Annotated in this window: 10 protein-coding genes and 1 pseudogene; 9 read left to right on the forward strand and 2 right to left on the reverse strand. The window is 68.3% G+C overall.

What is annotated here, in order from left to right:
* The 6 genes and pseudogenes from D779_RS00005 to D779_RS00030 all read left to right on the forward strand — a co-directional run.
* A pseudogene (locus D779_RS00005) lies at positions 1-245 on the forward strand (hypothetical protein); the annotation flags it as partial.
* A 12-nt stretch (positions 246-257) separates the two neighbouring features.
* Entirely contained in the window at positions 258-2,021 is a 1,764-nt protein-coding gene (locus D779_RS00010) for a RyR domain-containing protein (RefSeq protein ID WP_043747625.1), read from the forward strand.
* A gap of 6 nt (positions 2,022-2,027) precedes the next feature.
* Positions 2,028-2,849, forward strand: coding sequence for an MlaE family ABC transporter permease (locus D779_RS00015; protein ID WP_043747629.1), 822 nt, complete (start codon positions 2,028-2,030; stop codon positions 2,847-2,849).
* A 4-nt stretch (positions 2,850-2,853) separates the two neighbouring features.
* Positions 2,854-3,591 (forward strand): ATP-binding cassette domain-containing protein, encoded by a 738-nt coding sequence (locus D779_RS00020; RefSeq protein WP_043747631.1) that lies wholly within the window; start codon positions 2,854-2,856, stop codon positions 3,589-3,591.
* Entirely contained in the window at positions 3,588-4,703 is a 1,116-nt protein-coding gene (locus D779_RS00025; RefSeq protein ID WP_043747632.1) for an MlaD family protein, read from the forward strand. The genes D779_RS00020 and D779_RS00025 overlap by 4 nt, the downstream gene beginning before the upstream one ends.
* On the forward strand, positions 4,700-5,359 hold the full coding sequence (locus tag D779_RS00030) for an ABC-type transport auxiliary lipoprotein family protein (protein WP_081763236.1): 660 nt from the start codon (positions 4,700-4,702) through the stop codon (positions 5,357-5,359). The genes D779_RS00025 and D779_RS00030 overlap by 4 nt, the downstream gene beginning before the upstream one ends.
* A gap of 8 nt (positions 5,360-5,367) precedes the next feature.
* Here the strand turns inward: D779_RS00030 and D779_RS00035 are convergent, their stop codons facing one another.
* Entirely contained in the window at positions 5,368-10,203 is a 4,836-nt protein-coding gene (locus D779_RS00035) for an nSTAND1 domain-containing NTPase (protein ID WP_043747634.1), read from the reverse strand.
* A 322-nt stretch (positions 10,204-10,525) separates the two neighbouring features.
* Here D779_RS00035 and D779_RS00040 point away from each other — a divergent pair, with 322 nt between their 5' ends.
* Both D779_RS00040 and D779_RS00045 read left to right on the forward strand, forming a co-directional pair.
* Positions 10,526-12,496: an SEC-C domain-containing protein gene (locus D779_RS00040; protein ID WP_043747636.1), complete on the forward strand. Its 1,971-nt coding sequence runs from the start codon at positions 10,526-10,528 to the stop codon at positions 12,494-12,496.
* Between the two features lie 29 nt (positions 12,497-12,525).
* Positions 12,526-13,830, forward strand: a complete 1,305-nt coding sequence (locus D779_RS00045) for a BPSS1780 family membrane protein (RefSeq protein WP_043747639.1) — start codon at positions 12,526-12,528, stop codon at positions 13,828-13,830.
* Positions 13,831-13,891: 61 nt separating this feature from the next.
* Here the strand turns inward: D779_RS00045 and D779_RS20825 are convergent, their stop codons facing one another.
* On the reverse strand, positions 13,892-14,821 hold the full coding sequence (locus D779_RS20825; RefSeq protein ID WP_052347593.1) for a PIG-L deacetylase family protein: 930 nt from the start codon (positions 14,819-14,821) through the stop codon (positions 13,892-13,894).
* 19 nt (positions 14,822-14,840) lie between these two features.
* Here D779_RS20825 and D779_RS00055 point away from each other — a divergent pair, with 19 nt between their 5' ends.
* Positions 14,841-17,417 carry an O-linked N-acetylglucosamine transferase, SPINDLY family protein gene (locus D779_RS00055; protein ID WP_052347596.1) on the forward strand — a complete coding sequence of 859 codons (2,577 nt, stop codon included), beginning with the start codon at positions 14,841-14,843 and terminating at the stop codon, positions 17,415-17,417.
* Positions 17,418-17,469: the final 52 nt, after the last annotated feature.

The raw sequence follows: 17,469 nt of genomic DNA on the forward strand, positions 1-17,469 counted from the left end.
TGGTCGCGGCGGGCGGCCGGATCACGGCCCTGGACGTGGCCGTCGCCTTGCGGGCCGGGCGCTCGCTGCTGGTGCTGGCCGGAACCGGCGGGACCGCCGATCTCCTGGCCGATGCCTGGCGCGAGGACCGCGCCATTCCGGATCTGGCGTTCGGCCCGGGCGAACGCGCCCTGGTGCATGTGGTCGAGCTGGCCGACGCCCGTTCGCAGCTGTCCGACATCGTTCGGCGCACCTTGGGCGGCTGAAGGGGCGTCGTCATGTCGCTGTTCGACTCACCCATCCATGTCCTGGGGTCGGAGCCGCTGGTCGAGCAGGTCGTGGATGGTTTGATCCAGTCCGGCAGGGCCGCGGTCGCCGCGACGCTGGAGCGGCTCGAGTCTCGGCGGCCGAGGCGCCTGCGAACCCTGATTCTGGCCGATCCCCCAGATCCCGTCTCGGTCCTCGAGCGATCCGTCCAGGCATTGGGCCGGGGGCGGCGCTGGGGACGGGGTCCGAGCCTGCGCGTCATCCTCATGCATCGGCGCGACCCGCCTCCGGAGCTGCCTACCCCGGATCCGCGATTCCCGCTGCGTCTGGAGACCTTCTCGATCGAGAGTCGCGGTGTCCGCGCCTTGCTGACCGCCTGGCCCCTGCATCGTGGAATGGATCCGCTGTTCGGTCAGGCTCCGCATCTGCTTGTGGCGGGGCTCGATCATCCGGTGCCGGCCTTTCTGCTCCAGGCATCGCGGCTCATCCACTACGGCGCGCTCAGACCGCGGCTGACCATCCTGGATTCGGATCCCGAGGCCGCGGCCGAGGGTCTGCTGAGCGCCTATCCCCAGGCCGGCCAGATCGCCGACCTCGGATTCGGTCGGCTCGATCGGCCCCCGCTGGCGGGGATGCCGCCCGTCACCCTGGTCTTGGTCTGCCTGCCCGACGCGATGGATCTGGGGCTGGATCGGGCCCGAGAACTGGCGCGGACCATCGTCGAAGAGCAGGGTGTCTCGCCAGCGATCCTGATCGAGACCGGCGGCCGGGTGACGCAGGGCGAGGTCTCGGACTGGGACGGCCAGACGGTTCCGGTCTCCTGCGTTCGGGAGGCCTGCCGCCCCGGCGTTCTGCTCGACGGGATTGGCGACGAAATGGCCAGATCCATCCACGACCATTATCGCGACAGCATCGCCGCCCAGGGGCGCGACCCGGACCGCGAACCCGCCGGCCGGCCCTGGGAGTCGCTCCCGGTCTCCTACCGTCAGGCCAACCGTCACCAGGCCGACCATCTCTGGGCCAAGCTGGCCGTCACCGATTGCAAGGCGGTCGCCGAGGAGATGGTCGACTCATTCGCCTTCACCCCGCTGGAGGTGGAGCGGCTCGCGGTCATTGAGCATCGCCGCTGGGCGGCGGACCGCTATCTGGACGGCTGGTCCTATGCCCCCCAACGCGACAACGCGCTCAAGCATCATCCCCAGTTGGTCCCCTACGCCGAGCTGTCCGAGGCGATGAAGGACCTCGACCGCTTCGCGGTGCGCGGCGTGCCCAGCCTGCTGGCCCGGACCGGGCTGGGCGTGGTGCGCACGCTGATCCTCGCCGTCCGGGACGATCCCGGGCCCGAGCTCGGCCGGTCCGGGGTGCGCAGACGGCTGGTTCCGCTGCTGGAGCGGCTGGTGAATCGTTATCCGGATCGCGCGCTCGTCTGCGCCTCCACGCTCGCCACGCCTCGGGCGAGACAGCTGGTCCGCACGGCCATGGAGCATGCCGGTTCCGGTCTCTTCTGGCTTCTGCATCGGCCGATCCCCGCGTTGCTCGAAGCCCAGCCGGATGCCGAGGCGCGGTCCGATCTGCTGGATCTGGCCGCGCGGGCCGAGCGGCGTATCGCCCTGGCCGGACCGCCGGAGCTCCGGCGCTGGTACCGCGAGCGCGCCGAGATCCTGGTGACCTGGGACCATCTTACCGAGCCGGATCCCTTCGCCGAGTCCGGGGGATTTCTCGCGAAGCGGGTCGGGCTGGTCGCCGGCGGGCCGGTCTGGAACTTCGAGTACTGATCTCCGATGCGCCTGCAGCGGCATTCGAATCGGATCCGGCGCCGTCCCGAGACGGAATCGCCTTGGGGCGGCGCACTGGGATGGGTCGCCCGGCTGGGGCTGGCGGCGATCGCGCTCGGCTCCTGTCTCGCGCTCTATGCCGCCATCCTGCTGGGAAGGGCGCGGCTGGACCTACCGGCCTTCGCCTCGGCGGTGCGTCAGGCCGGTCTCTCGATCCTGCCCGCGATGACCCTTGTGGCGGCGGTCATGGGGCTCATCCTCGGGCGTCAGGCTCAGGGCATCCTGGACCAATTCGATCTGCCGGGCCTGATTCTGCTGTCGGTCAGCTACGGCATCCTGATCGAGGTGGTCCCCATTCTGGTCGGCATCCTGGTCGCCGGGCGCGCCGGGGTCGCGCTGGCGGTGCGTCAGGCGACCCTGGCGGCGAGCGGCGAGATGGACGGTCTGCTGGTGAGCGGCGTCGATCCGGTTCGCTTCACCTTGGGGCCGGTGCTGCTCGCCATGCTGGTCATGAGCTTCGCCTTCACCGTCTGGGGCGGCCTGGTCACCATGCTGTCTGCCGGGCTCTGGCTGTGGTGGATGGCCGATCTGCCTCCGGTCGTCTTCCTCAATGCGCTGGAGCGCTCGCTGAGCCCGGGCGAACTGATCGAGGCGCTGATCAAGCCGCTCCTGTTCGCGGTGCTGATCGCCTTGATTGCGACCGTCCAGGGGACCGCGGCCGGTCGCGATCCGGAGGGGATCGCCCGAGCCGCGACCCGTACCATGATCGGCGCGGTCACCGCCATCCTGGTCGCCGATCTGGCCTTCGTGCTGCTGGTCAAGGTGTGATTCCATGACCGAGGCGATTCGGCTGTCCGGTATCTTTCAGCACGTCAAGGGACGTGCGGCCCTGATGGACATCCATCTGAGCCTGCCGCAGGGCGAGTGGCTGCTGGTGGTGGGGCCGAACGGGGCCGGCAAATCGCTGCTGATGCGTCTGATCCTGGGACTGGATCCGCCGTCCGCGGGTACAATCCGGGTACTGGGCGAGGACGTGGCCGCCTGCAGCGGGCGGTCGATGCGCCGGCTGCGCCGCCGAGTCGGCGCGGTCCTGCAGGGCGGTGCGCTGCTCGCGGAATACAGCGTGCTGGAGAATCTGCTCCTGCCGCTGCGCGATGCGCCCATGAGCCGCGAGGAGATGGCGCGCGCCGCGCGTCTGGTGATGACATTGCTCCAGCTCGACGGGCTCGAGAACCATCTCCCGCGCGCGCTCTCGCTCGGACTGCAGCGTCGCGTGGAACTGGCGCGGGCGCTCATCCATCGGCCGAGTCTGCTGATCTGGGACGGATTCTCCGACGGCCTGGATCCGGCGGCCATCCAGGACACGCTGGCGGTGCTGGCCAATCTGAGGGAGAGCGCCAAACTGACCCTGATCGCCACCGACAATCGACCCGATATCCTGAGCGGCTCCGAGTACCGCGTGGCCGTTCTGGATCGTGGCCGTCTGCTGTTCGACGGCTCGCCGGACGCGGTCTTCTCGGCCAGCGAGGACCGTTTCGATCTGCGGGCGGCGCTCTGGGGGCGGGCATGAGCGCCGAGGGCTCGGTGCCGCGCGGTCGGCTCGATCGGCTCTATTCGCCACCCGAGATCGGCGGGCCCGGGAAACGCCGCGCCCGCGCCCAGCGGCGCGATCTGCTGCTGGCAGGCGGCTTCGTGCTGGCGATGGCCGCGTTCGCGGTCGGCGCCTTCTATCTGCTGCTGCCGACGCTGTTCGGCCGCGCCTATCATCTCGATGCCTATTTCCTGGATGCGGCCGGCCTGGACGCGGGCATTCAGGTGGTTCAGGAGGGCTATGTCATCGGCATGGTCGAACGGGTGAGGCCCCTCTTTCCGAACCGCGACGCGGAGGCCGTCCATTGTCCGCAACCGGCGGAGGGATCTCCGCGCCGGCACCCGAGCCTGCCCTGCTTTCGGGCCAGGCTGCGAATCCGCGACGACTGGCCCGTGCCGCGCGACAGTCAGGTCCAATTGGGGGCGGCCGGCATGCTGCAGGGCGACGTCATCAAGATCACGCCGGGCGAGGAGTCGGATCTGTTCGAGGACGGCGCCATCATCGCCGCCGCGGGCCGGGAGGTGGATCTGGCCGGAAGGCTCGGCGACCTCACCCAGACCATCGAGATCCTGGTCGAGGAGACCATCGCGCCGACCCTGGCCAGCGTGCGCGATCAGATCAAGACCATCGAGACCCTGATCGGGACGGGCGAGGACCAGTCCGGGAACCAGGAACGTCTGGCTGGGGCCTTCACCAATCTGCAGCTGCTTTCCGAACGGCTCAAGCAGTCGGTGGATCCCGAGGCGATTGCGGCCATCCTGCAGTCGGTTCGGGTGATGTCGGACAATCTCGCCGGGATGACGAGCGAGCTGAGCTCCAGCACGGACGAGATCCAGGGCGCCGTGACCAACTATGGCGAGCTGGCGACCGAGATCCGCGGTCTGGTGCGCGAGAACCGCCCGGCGCTCCAGGAGTCGCTCGACGACACCCAATATCTGCTGCAGGAGATTTCCGCGGCGCTGACGCCCATTCTCTCCAATATCGAGGAGGCGACGCGCAATCTGTCCGCGCTCTCGCGCGAGTTGCGCCAGGATCCCAAGACCCTACTCAAGAGCCGCGAGCGGGAGGACCGGACACCTTGGTTCGAGTGACACATCCGACATTCGCCAGGTCACGGGCTCGGATCCGATTCGCCCTTGCACTGGTATTCGCCGCCGTCTTCGCGCTGCTTGCGGGCGGATGCGGCTCGGCCCCGCCGATCGAGCCGGATCATTATTTCGTCCTGGATCCGGCGTTGAGCATCTGGCCGGCACCCAGGCAGGTCCCGGCGATCCTGCTGGTCAACGATCTGGCCGCGCGCGGTTTCCTGGGTGGTCGCGAGATCGTCTACCGTACCCGCGGGCGTCCGCTGATGGTGGAGCGCTACCGGACCGAGCTGTGGGCCGAGCCGGTGTCCGGAGCCATGGTCCACGTTCTGGTCGGGGCCATTCGCCAGGCGGGGCTCTTCCGCTATGTCGCCATCCCCGCCGATCGCGTCCGCGCCGACTATCTGCTCAATGGCGAGGTGGAGCGTTTCGAGCACTGGCCGACCGATACCCCGCCCCGGGTCGCCGCGACCCTGAACCTCTCGCTGGTGGCCGAGAGCGACCGCCGCTCGCTTTGGGCGCGCCAGTATCAGGGGGAGGAGCCGGTGGACGCCAGCACGCCGGATGCCATGGCGGCCGCCTTCAACCGACTCGCCGCGCGCCTGGCCGGCGAGGTGGTGCGCGATCTCGAACGGGTCCAGCCTGCCTTGAAGGCCCGATGATTTTCGATTCAGTTTCCTCGAGCGGTTGAGGGCGCATGCTCCGCCGCGAAGCGCATCGCCTCCTGGATCAGGGCCAGGCGGGCGCGATCCGGTCCCCATATGCGTTTCAGACGGGCGTCGGGCGCTGCGTCATGGCTCCATAGCCGCCACAGCAGTGCGGTGTTGTCCCAATAGCCCGCCGCGATCTCGTTTCCGCTCGGGCTGAATGCGGCGTGCCGGATGGCGCCCAGGTCCGCTTCCAGGGTGAGGAACGGCTGGTAGGTGGCTCTCTCGACGCCTGTCGGCGTCTTCCAGATGCGCAGGGTTCCGTCGCGCGAGGCGGTCAGGATCCAGCGTCCATCCGGGCTGAACCGGGCCGTGGAGAGTCGATTTCCGTGTCCGCTCAGCTCGGCGATCAGGGTGCCGTCGAGCGACCATAGATGGGCCTTGCCCTCGAAGGATGCCGTCACCAGGCGCTGGCCGTCGGGCGAGAACTGCACGTCGTAGAGCGTTCCCGCCCCGGGCTCGAGCGCGATGGGCTCGCCGCAGCCGCTCTCGGTGATCTCGACCAGGGTGGCACGGTCATCCCAGCTCGAGGCCGCCAGCCAGGCGCCGTCCGGCGAGAGGCGCACCTCGTTGACGCCGGCTGTATGGGGGGCCAGTCGGCAGAGCCGCGACCATTCGCCCTCGGCGTCTTGCGCCATGACCTGGAGAACGCCTTCCCGGCTGCCGGTCGCCAGCCTTGTGCCGCGTCCGTCGCTGTCGCTGTGCAGATCCAGTGCGCGGATGCCGCCTTCGAATTGCGTCAGCGCCCGAGGCAGAGGAAGAGGGGCGCAGCTGCCGGGATTCCAGAGTCGCAGGGGCTGGCTCGGATCGCTGGATGCGGTCATGACCCAGCGCTCGTCGGGTGCGAAGAGGACGCGATAGACGTCCGGGCACTCGGGGGCGCCCGCCTTCGGGCAGTCGCCCGGGCGCGAGGCGGCATTCAGCGCGCAATCTTTTCCGTTCGCGAGATCCCAGACCCGTGCATAGCCGTCCGCGCCAGCGCTGGCGAGGTAATGGTTCGACGGCGAGATGGCCACATGCCGCACCCGGCCTTGATGGGCGATCCGAGACAGCTGGCGCACCGGTGGTTTGATCTCGTCGCTGCGGTCGTAGCGCCACAGCTCGACACGGCCATCGTAGTCGGCGGTCGCGAGGAGCAACTGGTCGCGATCGGGTCCGGACTCGGACATGGTCAGATAGCGGACGTGATCCTCCTGGTCGAGATGGAAGGCGAGCCGGTTGTTGGGGGCGACGGTCCAGAGCCGGGCGGAGCCGCCCTTGGCCGAACTCGTCATGATGCGTCGGCCGTCGCGGCTGAAGCGGGCCTCGGAGATGGCCTCGGCGTGGCTGAAGGTCGCGATCTGGCGGCTGGTTTCGAGCGACCAGAGCCGTGCGATGCCGTCCTGGGACCGGCTCAGCACCAGATTTTCTCCGACGACCGGGTCCACCTCGGGCGTGACCGCGATCTGCTCGATCCCCAGGTCCTGTTGTCCCATCACCTCCGCCGTGCCGCTGCGCAGATCCCAGCGAACCAATTGGCCGGACGAGTCGCCGGCCATGAGCCTGAAGCCGTCCGGCGTGAAGGCCAGATCGCGGACCGCCGACTGATGGATCCGCACGAGACGCTTGCCGCGCCTGACCGTGCCCAGCTCATGGATCTCTTGCCCCTGGGCGTCATAGATGCGGACGCGCTCGTCGTAGTAGGCCACGGCGACGCGGCTGCCCTCGGTGTCGAAGACCGCGCGGATGGAGGCGCGGCCGATGTCGCCCTGGCGCGGCAGTCTGAGCCGTTCCGTGCCGCTGGTCGTGTCCATGATCCGGGCGACCCCGGTCCACTCGGCCGTGACCAGCCGTCGGCCGTCGGGCGCGAAGTCGAGGCTGAGGATCGAGGAGGCGTCTTCGCCACTCTGCCAGAGCGGTTCGCCCGGGCGCTGGAGATCGACGAGACAGAGACGGGCGTCGCGGCTGCGGGCCTTGGCGACCAGTGCCAGATAGCGCCCGTTTCGATCCATGGCCAATGGTGCGTCCGGACCGGTTCCACAGCTCCAGTCCGGCGGTTGGTTCGGCTCGAGCGGGAGGCGCCAGATGCCCTCGGGGCCGACGCCGAGGATGGTCGGCTGGGCGCCTTCGGGTGCGCCGAACAGAATCCGTTCGATCCCGTGACCCGGGCCGGCCAGATCGGCCTGGCGCTCGAAACGCTGGTCCTCGCGCACCCAGAGCTGGATTCCGGTGTCCTTCGACCCGGTGACCAGGCGCTCGCCGTCGGGGGCGAAGACCGGAGCGATCCATCCGTCCGGAGCGGGCGCGGCCGGTGTCCGCATGGCGACCAGACGATTGGCCGAGAGCGCGTGCCCCAGCGCATCCGTGGCCTCGCGCGGCAGATAGGGTCCCGCGGCCAGCGCGAGGCGGACCGCCGTGGGCGTGTCGCCTCGCTCGATCGCGAGCTCGGCCTCCTGGAGATGTCCGCGGTGCAAATTGAGCTTGGATTGCAGCGAGGCGTCCCAGAGTGCGTAGAGCGCGATGCCCGCGAACAGCGCCAGTGCGGCCACGGCGGACCCGATCGTCCAGCGGTTGCGGCGGCGCTGGAGTCGCAGGTGGGCCCAGGAATGGTCGAGATAGTCCCGTTCCAGCGGATCGAGCTCGGCGGCGTGGTTCTCGACGAACAGCCGGGCGGCGGCATGCCCCAGCTCTCCCAGCAGATATTCCTGGTTGAAGTCGGTGCGTTTCCAGAGTGCGGCCTGACGTCCGATCTGATAGCGCAGGTTCAGATCGCGGCGGTTGTCCTCCTGCGCCGCCCAGTCCCGGATGGGGCGCCAACGCTCGATGAGTGCGGGATGGGCGATCCTGGCCACCGGGCGGTAATCCTCCCAGACGCGCCCCGGGTCGCTTCCTTCGATGGCGTCTGTGGCGGCCTCCTCCCGGATCAGGCGATCCAGTCCCTCTCCTGATGTTCTCAGCCGGCGCTTGGCCATCCACTCGTCGGTGGTCTGTCTCAATGCGTGCCCGAGATAGGCGATGAATCCGTGCTCGGACGCCGGCGGCGAGGTCTGGGATGCCGGGTCCGGGATGGATTCGAGCACCAGCAGACGCCGCTCGGCGAGCGTCCGGATCAATGCGCGGCAGTCCGGATCGCGCTCCAGGGTCGCGAGATCCCCCGTCCTGGCCGTCGGCCGCGAGCGGGGACCGCCTTCGAGTGCGAGCAGGGCTCGGCATAGCCTGGGCAGCGCGGCGCGGGTATCCGCGTCCAGTTCATCCCAGAGGGCATCGGCGCGGCGGACCATGGCCCCGGCGATGCCACCCGTCTCGCGATAGTCGTCGAATCTCAGCAGCCGGCCGTGGCGGGTTCCCGGCTCATCGCGGGCGGTCGCCCGGCGGTAGAGGTCCTCCAGGGCCGGTTCGAGCAGCATCGGCCAGTCGCGCAATTGGCCGGCCTCGGATTCCAGTGTCTCGATCAGGCTGCCCTTCGGACCCCGGCCCGCCTCCTCGTACTGGAGTCCGGCGACCCGCGCCGGGATCTCCATCACCTGGCGGATGCGGGCATGGGCAGGCGGTTCGATCCTCAGCCAGGATTCCTCCGTTACCAGGGCGTTCAACTCGGGTACCTCCGCCAGCGCGGGGAGCATATGGCTGCTCAGCGCGGCGATCACCCAGACGCCCTCCTGGCGGGCGAGCGCGGCGACGATGGCGATGAAGCATCGGCGCTCGGCCGAGTCCATGTCCTCCGGGCGCAGACAGGCATCCAGCGGGTCGAGCAGGATGGCAAGCTGGGTGCGCCCCGGCCGCTCCTCGGTGTGCCGATCCAGTCGCGCGCCGCGCTCCAGCGCCGCGCCGATCTGGTCGATTCCGACCGAAGGCGCCGTGGCGAGCGTGCGCGCCAGGCGCTCGGCGTCGAGGCCCAGGTCCTCCAGTGCGGCGCCCAATACGCCGGGCGCGGTCAGTTTCCGAGCCAGGTCGAGGACCGGGTCCTTGGGTGCCGGCTCGACGAGACACCAGCGGCAGCCGCTGACGTTGGAGAAGAGGAAGGGGCGCAGCAGATGCGGAAGCAGTCCGGAACGGATCAGCGAGCTCTTGCCGACGCCGCTGGGGCCGGTCAGCAGCAGCAGGCCAGTCGGGCTCTCGACCAGGCGGTCGAGCCGCGAGACCAGTTCGCGGGTCTCGGTCTCGCGTCCGGTGAAGATGCGGTCGTCGCCGATGTCGTAGGGCGCCAAGGCGCGGAAGGGGCTGCCCAGCCAGTCCTCGGTTCCGGCGGCGAAGCGGCGCTCGGTGCTGATGCGTCGGTTGAGCAGCTTGCGCAGCTGGTTCTCGACCAGATCGCGGAAGCTGGAATCCTTGTCGAACTGACGGAATGCCCGGCGGAAGCTGCCGTCCGGATTGAAGAAATGGCGCTTGAAGAAGGTCTCGAGCCGTTCTCGGTCCGCGGTGGCGGTGCGGATGGCCTCGGCATCGTTGATGTCGACCAGGCGCGGGGCGTTCTTCTGGTAGACCAGGACCTCGGGCGTGCCCTGGCTGGCCGACGCCTCGACCGCGTCGACGAACTCCCATTCGGTTCCGGTCATCCCGCCGTAGGGATCCTCGGCGAGCGGCGTCCCCAGGCGGGTCCAGAGCATCACCAGCACGATCTCGCATTCGGAGGGTCTCAGGAGTCCGGCCTGGAAGCTCTGGGCTGCGGTCAGTGCCTCCTCCTCCCAGAGGACGGCCTGGAGCTTGAAGTAGGGCAGGTATTCCTGGGCCAGCTGTTCGATGATGTCCTTGACCAGCGCGCGTTCGTGCTCGAGGTCGGAGGGCGAGGAGACGAAGATGCGAACCTGGGGCTCGGGCATGGCGAACTCTCGGATCGGCGGCGGATGCGGTTGGGAGACGCGGACGGATTCGGGCTAGGTTGAGCGGGACGAGGCCGAATCGCAAGTCCCGGTTGCGATCCAGGTCGCACCGGCGGTCGACACAAAGCGCGGGGCTCGCTGTACAATGACCCCACCCGCGCGCGATGGTGCCCGCGCCGCATGAACGCCGAATCGGATCCAGTCGAGCGGATTCTCACTGCCACCTTCGTTTCGATCCGCGCGGCCCGGGTCATGCGTCGACCAAGATTTGCCGAGGTGGCCGGATGTCGCGGCAACCTCATTATGAGCGGAGGAACTCGCCATGTTCCACCATGAGACCGCCGACGCCGAACAATTCGAGCAGGTCATCGTGGAATCGGTCCGTCAGATCCTGGACCGGCCGAACCCTGAGTATTTCCTGCGATGGGCACGCACCCATATTCCCACCATACTCGGCCTGTCGGACGATGATCTGAGCGACGTCGAATCCCTGCGGCTGGCCAATCTGCTCGGAACGGTCATCTGGAACGCCACCCCGCTGCCGGGGAACGGCTTTCGTCCTCTTCCGATCGATCCGCCGGATGGCGAGGCGTCCTGCAGCTGCGGGTCCGGCCTGCGCTATCGGGATTGCTGCGGCAACCTCGGCGACATGCCGGTCCTCTCCACCGAGCTCATCTGGGAGATCCTGCTCGACCAGATCTCGGAGCGTGAGCTGAAGGACGCGCTGGCGCTGGACGTCATCCCCGGGCCGCTCCTGGCGAAGATCGCGGACCGCTGGCTGGAGGAGGACCGTCCGGGACGCGCCGTCGCGCTGCTCGAACCGCTCTTCTCGGGCCCTCTCGCCGACTTGGGGGATCATTACGAGCCGGCGCTCGATATCCTCTGCGATGCCTACGATCGTCTCGACCACTGGCGCAAGAAGCTGGCCTTCCTCGACCGTGTCTGCGCCGAGGGCGGCCGGACGCTGCAGGCCGCCGCCTGGCAGCGCCGCAGCACCATCCATATCGACGAGGGCGATTTCGCGCTGGCCCAGCTGGCCTTTACCTCGGCCTTGCGCTGCGACCCGGACAACCCCAGCACCGCGCTGCTCGAGATCACCCTGCTCGCGGCCCAGCACAAGGATCGGCTGGCGCGCGAGCGCGCCCGGTTCTGGCTGCACCGCTTCCGCAAGATCGGCTACCGGGACGAGGGCTTCATGGATTTCCTCGAGCGCGCGGTCTCCGATCCCCAGGAGGCCATGGTCAACAGTCATGCCGACGCCCTGGATCCACAGCTGGTCGATTGGCACGATTGGGTCGGCGTCGCCTCCGCTCGCCCACTGCCGGGCTATGATCTGGTGACTCTGCGCCTGGAGCGGTCCCGCCGGGATTCCACTCAGCTGGAGCTGTTCGCCGGATCCGAGGGCGGGCGTCTCGCGGGAGAGGGCGAGTCGGTCGCCGCCTCGCCGACGCGGGCCTCGCTGGTGCCGGGCATCGCGGTCGAGCTGCGGCCGCCATCCGCGGTGAGACGTCTGGAGACCCTGTGGCGGGCGCTCTATCCGGGCTCCAAGCCGCCTTCGACCCATCTCTCGCTGCTTGAGGGGGCGGATGTCTGGAACGCGTCCGAATGGCTCGATCATGTCCTGGCCCATCCCGAGGTGGCGGACAGTCTGGATATCCTCGACGATCTGGCCACCGCGCTCTACGAGCATCCGGAGAGCGCGCTCCCCTGGGTCGCTCACGCACTGATGCGCCCGCTTCTGGATCGCGCCTGGGCGATCCTGGAACGGCTGCTGTCCCCAGAGGATCCGCGCATTCTGCCCTGGTTCGCCCCCGCCAACCGTCCGGCCCTGAGGCTCCTGTTCCGGCGCTATCTGTCCCAGGTCCAGGAGGGCGAATCGAAGGCGGCCGTGCTGACCCTTGAGATGCTGCTGCGGCTCAATCCACAGGACAATCACGGCGTGCGCGCCGAGCTCATGAACCACTACCTGCGCGACGGCGACGACGAGCGCGCCTTGGCCCTGGCGCGGCGCTTCCCCGACGATCTGCTCGCCGATCTCGCCTACGGCGAGGTGCTGGCGCTCTATCGTCTCGGGCGCGAGGAGCGGGCACGGCTGGTACTGAGCACGGCGGTGCGGCGTTTGCCGAGAATCCCGTATTATCTGACCCGCAAGCGCATCAAGCAGCCGCGGCTGAATCCGCTCGGCATCACGCCGGGAGGAGAAGACCAGGCGTGGCTGTATCGCGAGGCCATGCGCGATGTCTGGGAGGCCGAACCCGGGATCCTGGCCTGGCTCAAACGATTTTCCGCCTAACCATCCCGGCTGCCACAGGAGTTCACTCGATGGAAGCACAGTACCGAATCCTGTTCTCCGGCAAGCTGATGCCAGGCCAGGAGCTCAGCCACGTCGCGGCCCGCCTGGCCAAGAAATTCCGCATGCAGGAGAATACGGCGCGCGAGCTCATCCTCAAGGGTGGCGGGCGCGTGCTCAAGCAGAATCTGAACGCCTCGGCCGCCGAGCGCTATCGTGCCGCGCTGACGGCGGCTGGTCTGGTGATCACGATCGAGCCGCAGGAGACGGATTCGAGTTCCGACGTCGAGTCCCTGCTGCGCCCCTATTCGATGACCCCTTCGATGATCTCGAACGTCAGTACGGCGCCGTCGCCGAGTCTCGAGAAGTCGCGTCCTCCGGCGCGACGCAAGGAGTCCAGGACGTCCAAGGAGCCGGGGGACGGCTGGTCGCGCTGCCCCAAGTGCGGCGAGCCCGAGGTGTCCGATCTCACGGGCGTCTGCCAGGCCTGCGGCGTGGTGGTCGAGCGCTATCTGGCCAATCGCGGCATGGCCGAGGAAACCGAAAAGACGGTCGAGAATCCCTATGCGCCGCCTCGGGCCGATCTGACTCCGCCTCCGATCGACGACTCGGAGGATGCGCTGCAGCCCGCGCGCTCGGTCGCGGCCGGCCGCGGCTGGGGCTGGATCCTATCGGGCTGGGAGCTGTTCAAGGATCGTCCGGGGGCCTGGATCGGGGCCGTCCTGCTCTTCTACCTCATCATCATCGCGCTCAGTCTGGTGCCCGTGCTCGGCGGACTGGCCACGACCATTCTGGGGCCCATGTTCACCGCCGGATTCATGATGGGGGCGCATGCCCAATTCAAGGGAGAGGGGTTCTCCGTCAATCATCTGTTTGCCGGGATCTCGCGCAAGCCCGGCCCCCTGGCTCTGGTGGGGGTCTTCTATCTGCTGTTCGCCTTGGGGATCGGTCTGGTGGTCGGCGGTCTGATCGCGGTCATGCTTGGGGCGTCCGGCGCCTTCATGGGCGCATCGGGTGGAAATGCCGGGCTGGGTGCGCTCGATGTCTCGGCCGTCGCGCTGCCGACGCTGATCGCGCTACTGCTGGGCGTGCCCCTGGTCATGGCGATCTTCTTCGCGCCCGCCCTGGTCGCCCTGAACGACGTGCCGGTCATGCGCGCCTTCAAACTGAGCTTCCTCGGCTGTCTCAGGAACATCCTGCCGTTTCTGGTGTTCGGTCTGATCGCCATGCTGATGCTGTTCCTGGCCATGCTGCCCTTCATGCTCGGCCTCCTCGTGGCGATGCCGATCCTGACGATCGCGGTCTATTTCTCCTATCGGGACATCTTCTACCGCTGAGGCGGCTGTCTGGAATCCAGGCCCCGGCCGGTGCTCGGCATGGGCTCCGGATCCCGGGGCGTCACGATCTCCGGCCAATGCCTCTGAGGCGGGTGACCAGCCAGCGGAGCGGGGCCGTCAGGCGCCAGGAGGTCGAGCGCTCGAGCGCCTCGATCTCCTCGGTCAGCGCCCGAATCCTGGCCGCCGTCTCTTCGTCCTCGGCGGACCGCTCGCTCGGACGCGGCAGGCGCAGGGACTCGGCGAGTGCGGCCAGCGTGGTTTCGGGCGAAGGCCGCATGGCATCCCAGGGCGGGGTGCGGAGTTCCTCGCCGTTCAGCAGCCGAAACGCCTCGACCGCACGCACCTCGGACGAAAGGGTATAGGTTCGGAAACTGTTGAGTGCGGCGACGTGGCGGTCGTAGTCCTGTTGGGCCATCTGGCTCGCGAAGCAGGCCATGGCGGCGCGCTTGCGCTCGGCCAGGTCGGTGATGTCGAGCAGCCGGTTGGGCCAGAGTGGCGAGCCGACCTCGTAGAAGGCGAGCTGGAGCGGCCGCGAGCAGCGCCGGACCGCCTCGGCGCTCGCGAGCGCCAGGGTGAGGTGATCCGGGTGGATCTCCCACCAGGATGGGGCATAGACCAGCTCGGCCGCCCAGTCGGCGATCGCCTCCAGGATCTGGTCGATCAGGGTCTCTCCGTACTCCAGGCCGCGATCCGGCCAGCTCCAGAACTGCGGATCCTGGTGGCCCAGCAGGTCCGCGGCGCGGCGCGTCTCGTTCTGGCGCGTGCGGATCGGATCGGGCTGGTCCGGTCCCACGCCCAGTGCCCCATCCGTGGCGATGACGACCCGCACTGGGTCTCCCGCCTCCAGATGACGCATAATGGCGCCTCCACAGCCGAACACCTCGTCGTCCGGATGCGGTGCCAAGACCAGAACGGGTCCGCGGCCGACCGTGCGCACCGCCCGATAGGGGACGAATCTGCTTTCCGAGAAGGGGTGTTCAGAGGTTTTCATCGATGTCAGGTCAGTCGCTGTGATCAATTATTCGATTTCCTGGTCGTCCGAGGGGGCTTCGCCGGCCGCCGCCCAGTCCGACCCCTTCGCCGAGGGGCTGGAGGCCCACAGACATGGCCGTTTCGAGGCGGCCATCGACCGCTATCTGCAGGTCTTGGGCGCAAATCCCGACCAGGCCCTCGCCTGCTACGATCTGGGCGTCGCGCTCATGGACGCCGGTTTCGGGCTGGTCTCCATGCCCTTCCTGCGGCGTGCCTCCGGGCTTTTGCCGAGTTCCGAGACCCTGCGCTACGCTCTCGTGTTCGCCCTGATCCAGTCGGGACGGCTGGATGAGGCCGAGCGGACGGTCGCGGAGGCCGAGCACGCAGGTCTCGCGACGTCCAGCGCCATCTCACTCTGGCGCTCATGGCTGGGGGATTGCCAGCAGGGTCGCGATCCCGCCGAGCTGCGTCTGTCACCGCCGCTTCCGGCCCAATCGGCGCCGGGTCTGTCCGTGCGGCCGCTCGAACTGGCCACCTCCACCCTGGTCCATGCGCGGCTTCAGGAGCCCTTCGCCAAGGCCGTGCAGGATTATCAGGCCGGACGGATGGAACAGATGATCGGGGATCTCGGACGGCTGGTCGAGGAGAGCCCATCCTGGGGCGAGGGACACCATCTGCGTGGTCTGGCCCTGCTGGCGCTCGATCGTATCGATGAGGCGGCCGTCGCGCTGCGGCGGGCGAGCGAGCTGCTGCCCGGTCGTGCCGAGATCTGGGATCATCTGGGCGTGGTCAGCGTGCGCCTTGGCGAGCGGGAATCGGTTCGCCATGCCTTCGAGCAGGCGCTGACGCTGAATCCGCTGCGTGCCGAGACCTGGAACAACGCCGCGGATACGGCCATGCGCCAGGGCTGGCTCGGGGCGGCCTATCAGTATGCCTTCATGGCCCTGAGGCTGAAGCCGGATCTGGTCCAGTCGGCCTTCTGTCTGCTGCAGGCGGCCTATAAGATCGAGACCGAGATTCGGGTGGACGCCGCCGACTCGGTCGTGCCGAATCTCGGCATGCTCGCGCGGGCCGCCGATGCGGTCAAGCGCGGTGTCGGCAGCGCGGACCAGGCGCTCGACGTCGCGACGCTCCTGGCCCAGATCGGTCGCTATCCCGATGCCTGCGAGGTGCTGGAGTCGGGTCTCGAGCGTTTCGAGGACCGCCAGCCGGTCCTGCTCGGCAAGCTGGTCCAGAATCAGCGCCGCGTCTGCGACTGGCGAGCCTTGGCCGAGCGCCAGGCGCGTCTCGTCGAGCTGATCCGGGAATCGGATCGTCCCGTGGTGACGCCGTTCGCGGCCTTGAGCCTTCCTGGGCTGGATCCGGAGGATCTGCGCAAGACCGCGCATGCACATGCATGCCGCTTCCAGGACTGGGCTGACAGGGCCTCCAGCCTGGGGCCGTCTCCGGCGAAGGCCGCGGGCGGCCGGCTGCGTATCGGCTATCTGTCGGACGATCTCCAGGAGCATGCCACCGCCTATCTGACGGCCTCGGTCTTCGAGCACCACGACCGCTCGCGCTTCGAGTGCTTCGCCTATTCGACCGGGGCGGACGACGGCGGGCCATTGCGTCGGCGTCTGCGCGACGCCTTCGAGCATTTCGTCGATATCCGCCCGCTCGGACACCAGGAGGCGGCCCAGCGGATCCGGGACGACGGCATCGACATCCTCGTCGATCTGAAGGGCTATACCAACAATGCCCGGATCGAGATCCTGGCGCTGCGGCCGAGTCCGGTCCAGGTCACCTGGCTCGGATTTCCCGGCACCCTGGGAACCTCCTTTATCGATTACATGGTCGTCGATTCGGTGGTGGTGCCGCCCGGGGATGCCCGTTTCTACGACGAGGCATTGGCCTACATGCCGGGCGCCTATGCGCCGGTCGACGACAGACGGACGGTGGCGCCCGTGCCGACCCGCGCGGAGGCCGGTCTTCCGGAGCGGGGGCTGGTGCTCTGCTGCTTCAACGACCCCTACAAGATCACGCCGGAGGTCTTCGATCGCTGGTGCGCGATCCTGAAGGCCGTGCCCGATGCCATTCTCTGGCTCTATTCCAAGACCCCCGAGGTGGCCGAGAATCTAAGGCGCGAGGCTGGGCAGCGCGGGCTGGATCCAGGGCGTCTGCGCTTCGCGCCCAAGGTCTCTCAGCCGGAGCATCTGGCGCGCTTGGCCCTCGCCGATCTGGTGTTGGATACCTTGCCCTACAACGCCCATACGACGGCATCGGACGCCCTCTGGATGGGGGTGCCCGTCCTGACCTGCGCGGGCGAGACCTTTCCCTCCCGCGTGGCGGCGAGCCTGTTGCGAGCGGCCGGTCTGTCCGATCTGATCACCACCGATCTGGCCGCATACGAGGCAAGGGCCGTTGCCCTGGGTAAGGATCCGGATGCCCTTGCGGCCATGAAAAGCCGTCTGACCGAGTCGCGCCAAGAGGCGATCTTCTTCGATAGCCGGCGATTCGCCGCCGATTTGGAGTCGCTCTATCTGAGCATGTGGGCGCGGTATAGGGGCGGACAGGCTCCGGCCCGTCTCGAGATTGACAAATCCGATGCGGCTAGATCGAAGAAAGGGCGCTCATGAGGCAGCGGTATTGGTGTCCGCTGGACTCATTGACCATTGCTCCTCCATTGTC

Origin of the sequence: Imhoffiella purpurea (genome assembly GCF_000585215.1) — a bacterium.
Classification (GTDB): domain Bacteria; phylum Pseudomonadota; class Gammaproteobacteria; order Chromatiales; family Chromatiaceae; genus Imhoffiella; species Imhoffiella purpurea.

What these genes read in the sequence shown, in the direction of transcription:
- D779_RS00010 (WP_043747625.1), top strand. Translation starts at nt 258, where the DNA reads ATGTCGCTGTTCGACTCACCCATCCATGTCCTGGGGTCGGAGCCGCTG.
- D779_RS00015 (WP_043747629.1), top strand. Translation starts at nt 2,028, where the DNA reads ATGCGCCTGCAGCGGCATTCGAATCGGATCCGGCGCCGTCCCGAGACG.
- D779_RS00020 (WP_043747631.1), top strand. Translation starts at nt 2,854, where the DNA reads ATGACCGAGGCGATTCGGCTGTCCGGTATCTTTCAGCACGTCAAGGGA.
- D779_RS00025 (WP_043747632.1), top strand. Translation starts at nt 3,588, where the DNA reads ATGAGCGCCGAGGGCTCGGTGCCGCGCGGTCGGCTCGATCGGCTCTAT.
- D779_RS00035 (WP_043747634.1), bottom strand. Translation starts at nt 10,203, where the DNA reads ATGCCCGAGCCCCAGGTTCGCATCTTCGTCTCCTCGCCCTCCGACCTC.
- D779_RS00040 (WP_043747636.1), top strand. Translation starts at nt 10,526, where the DNA reads ATGTTCCACCATGAGACCGCCGACGCCGAACAATTCGAGCAGGTCATC.
- D779_RS00045 (WP_043747639.1), top strand. Translation starts at nt 12,526, where the DNA reads ATGGAAGCACAGTACCGAATCCTGTTCTCCGGCAAGCTGATGCCAGGC.
- D779_RS20825 (WP_052347593.1), bottom strand. Translation starts at nt 14,821, where the DNA reads ATGAAAACCTCTGAACACCCCTTCTCGGAAAGCAGATTCGTCCCCTAT.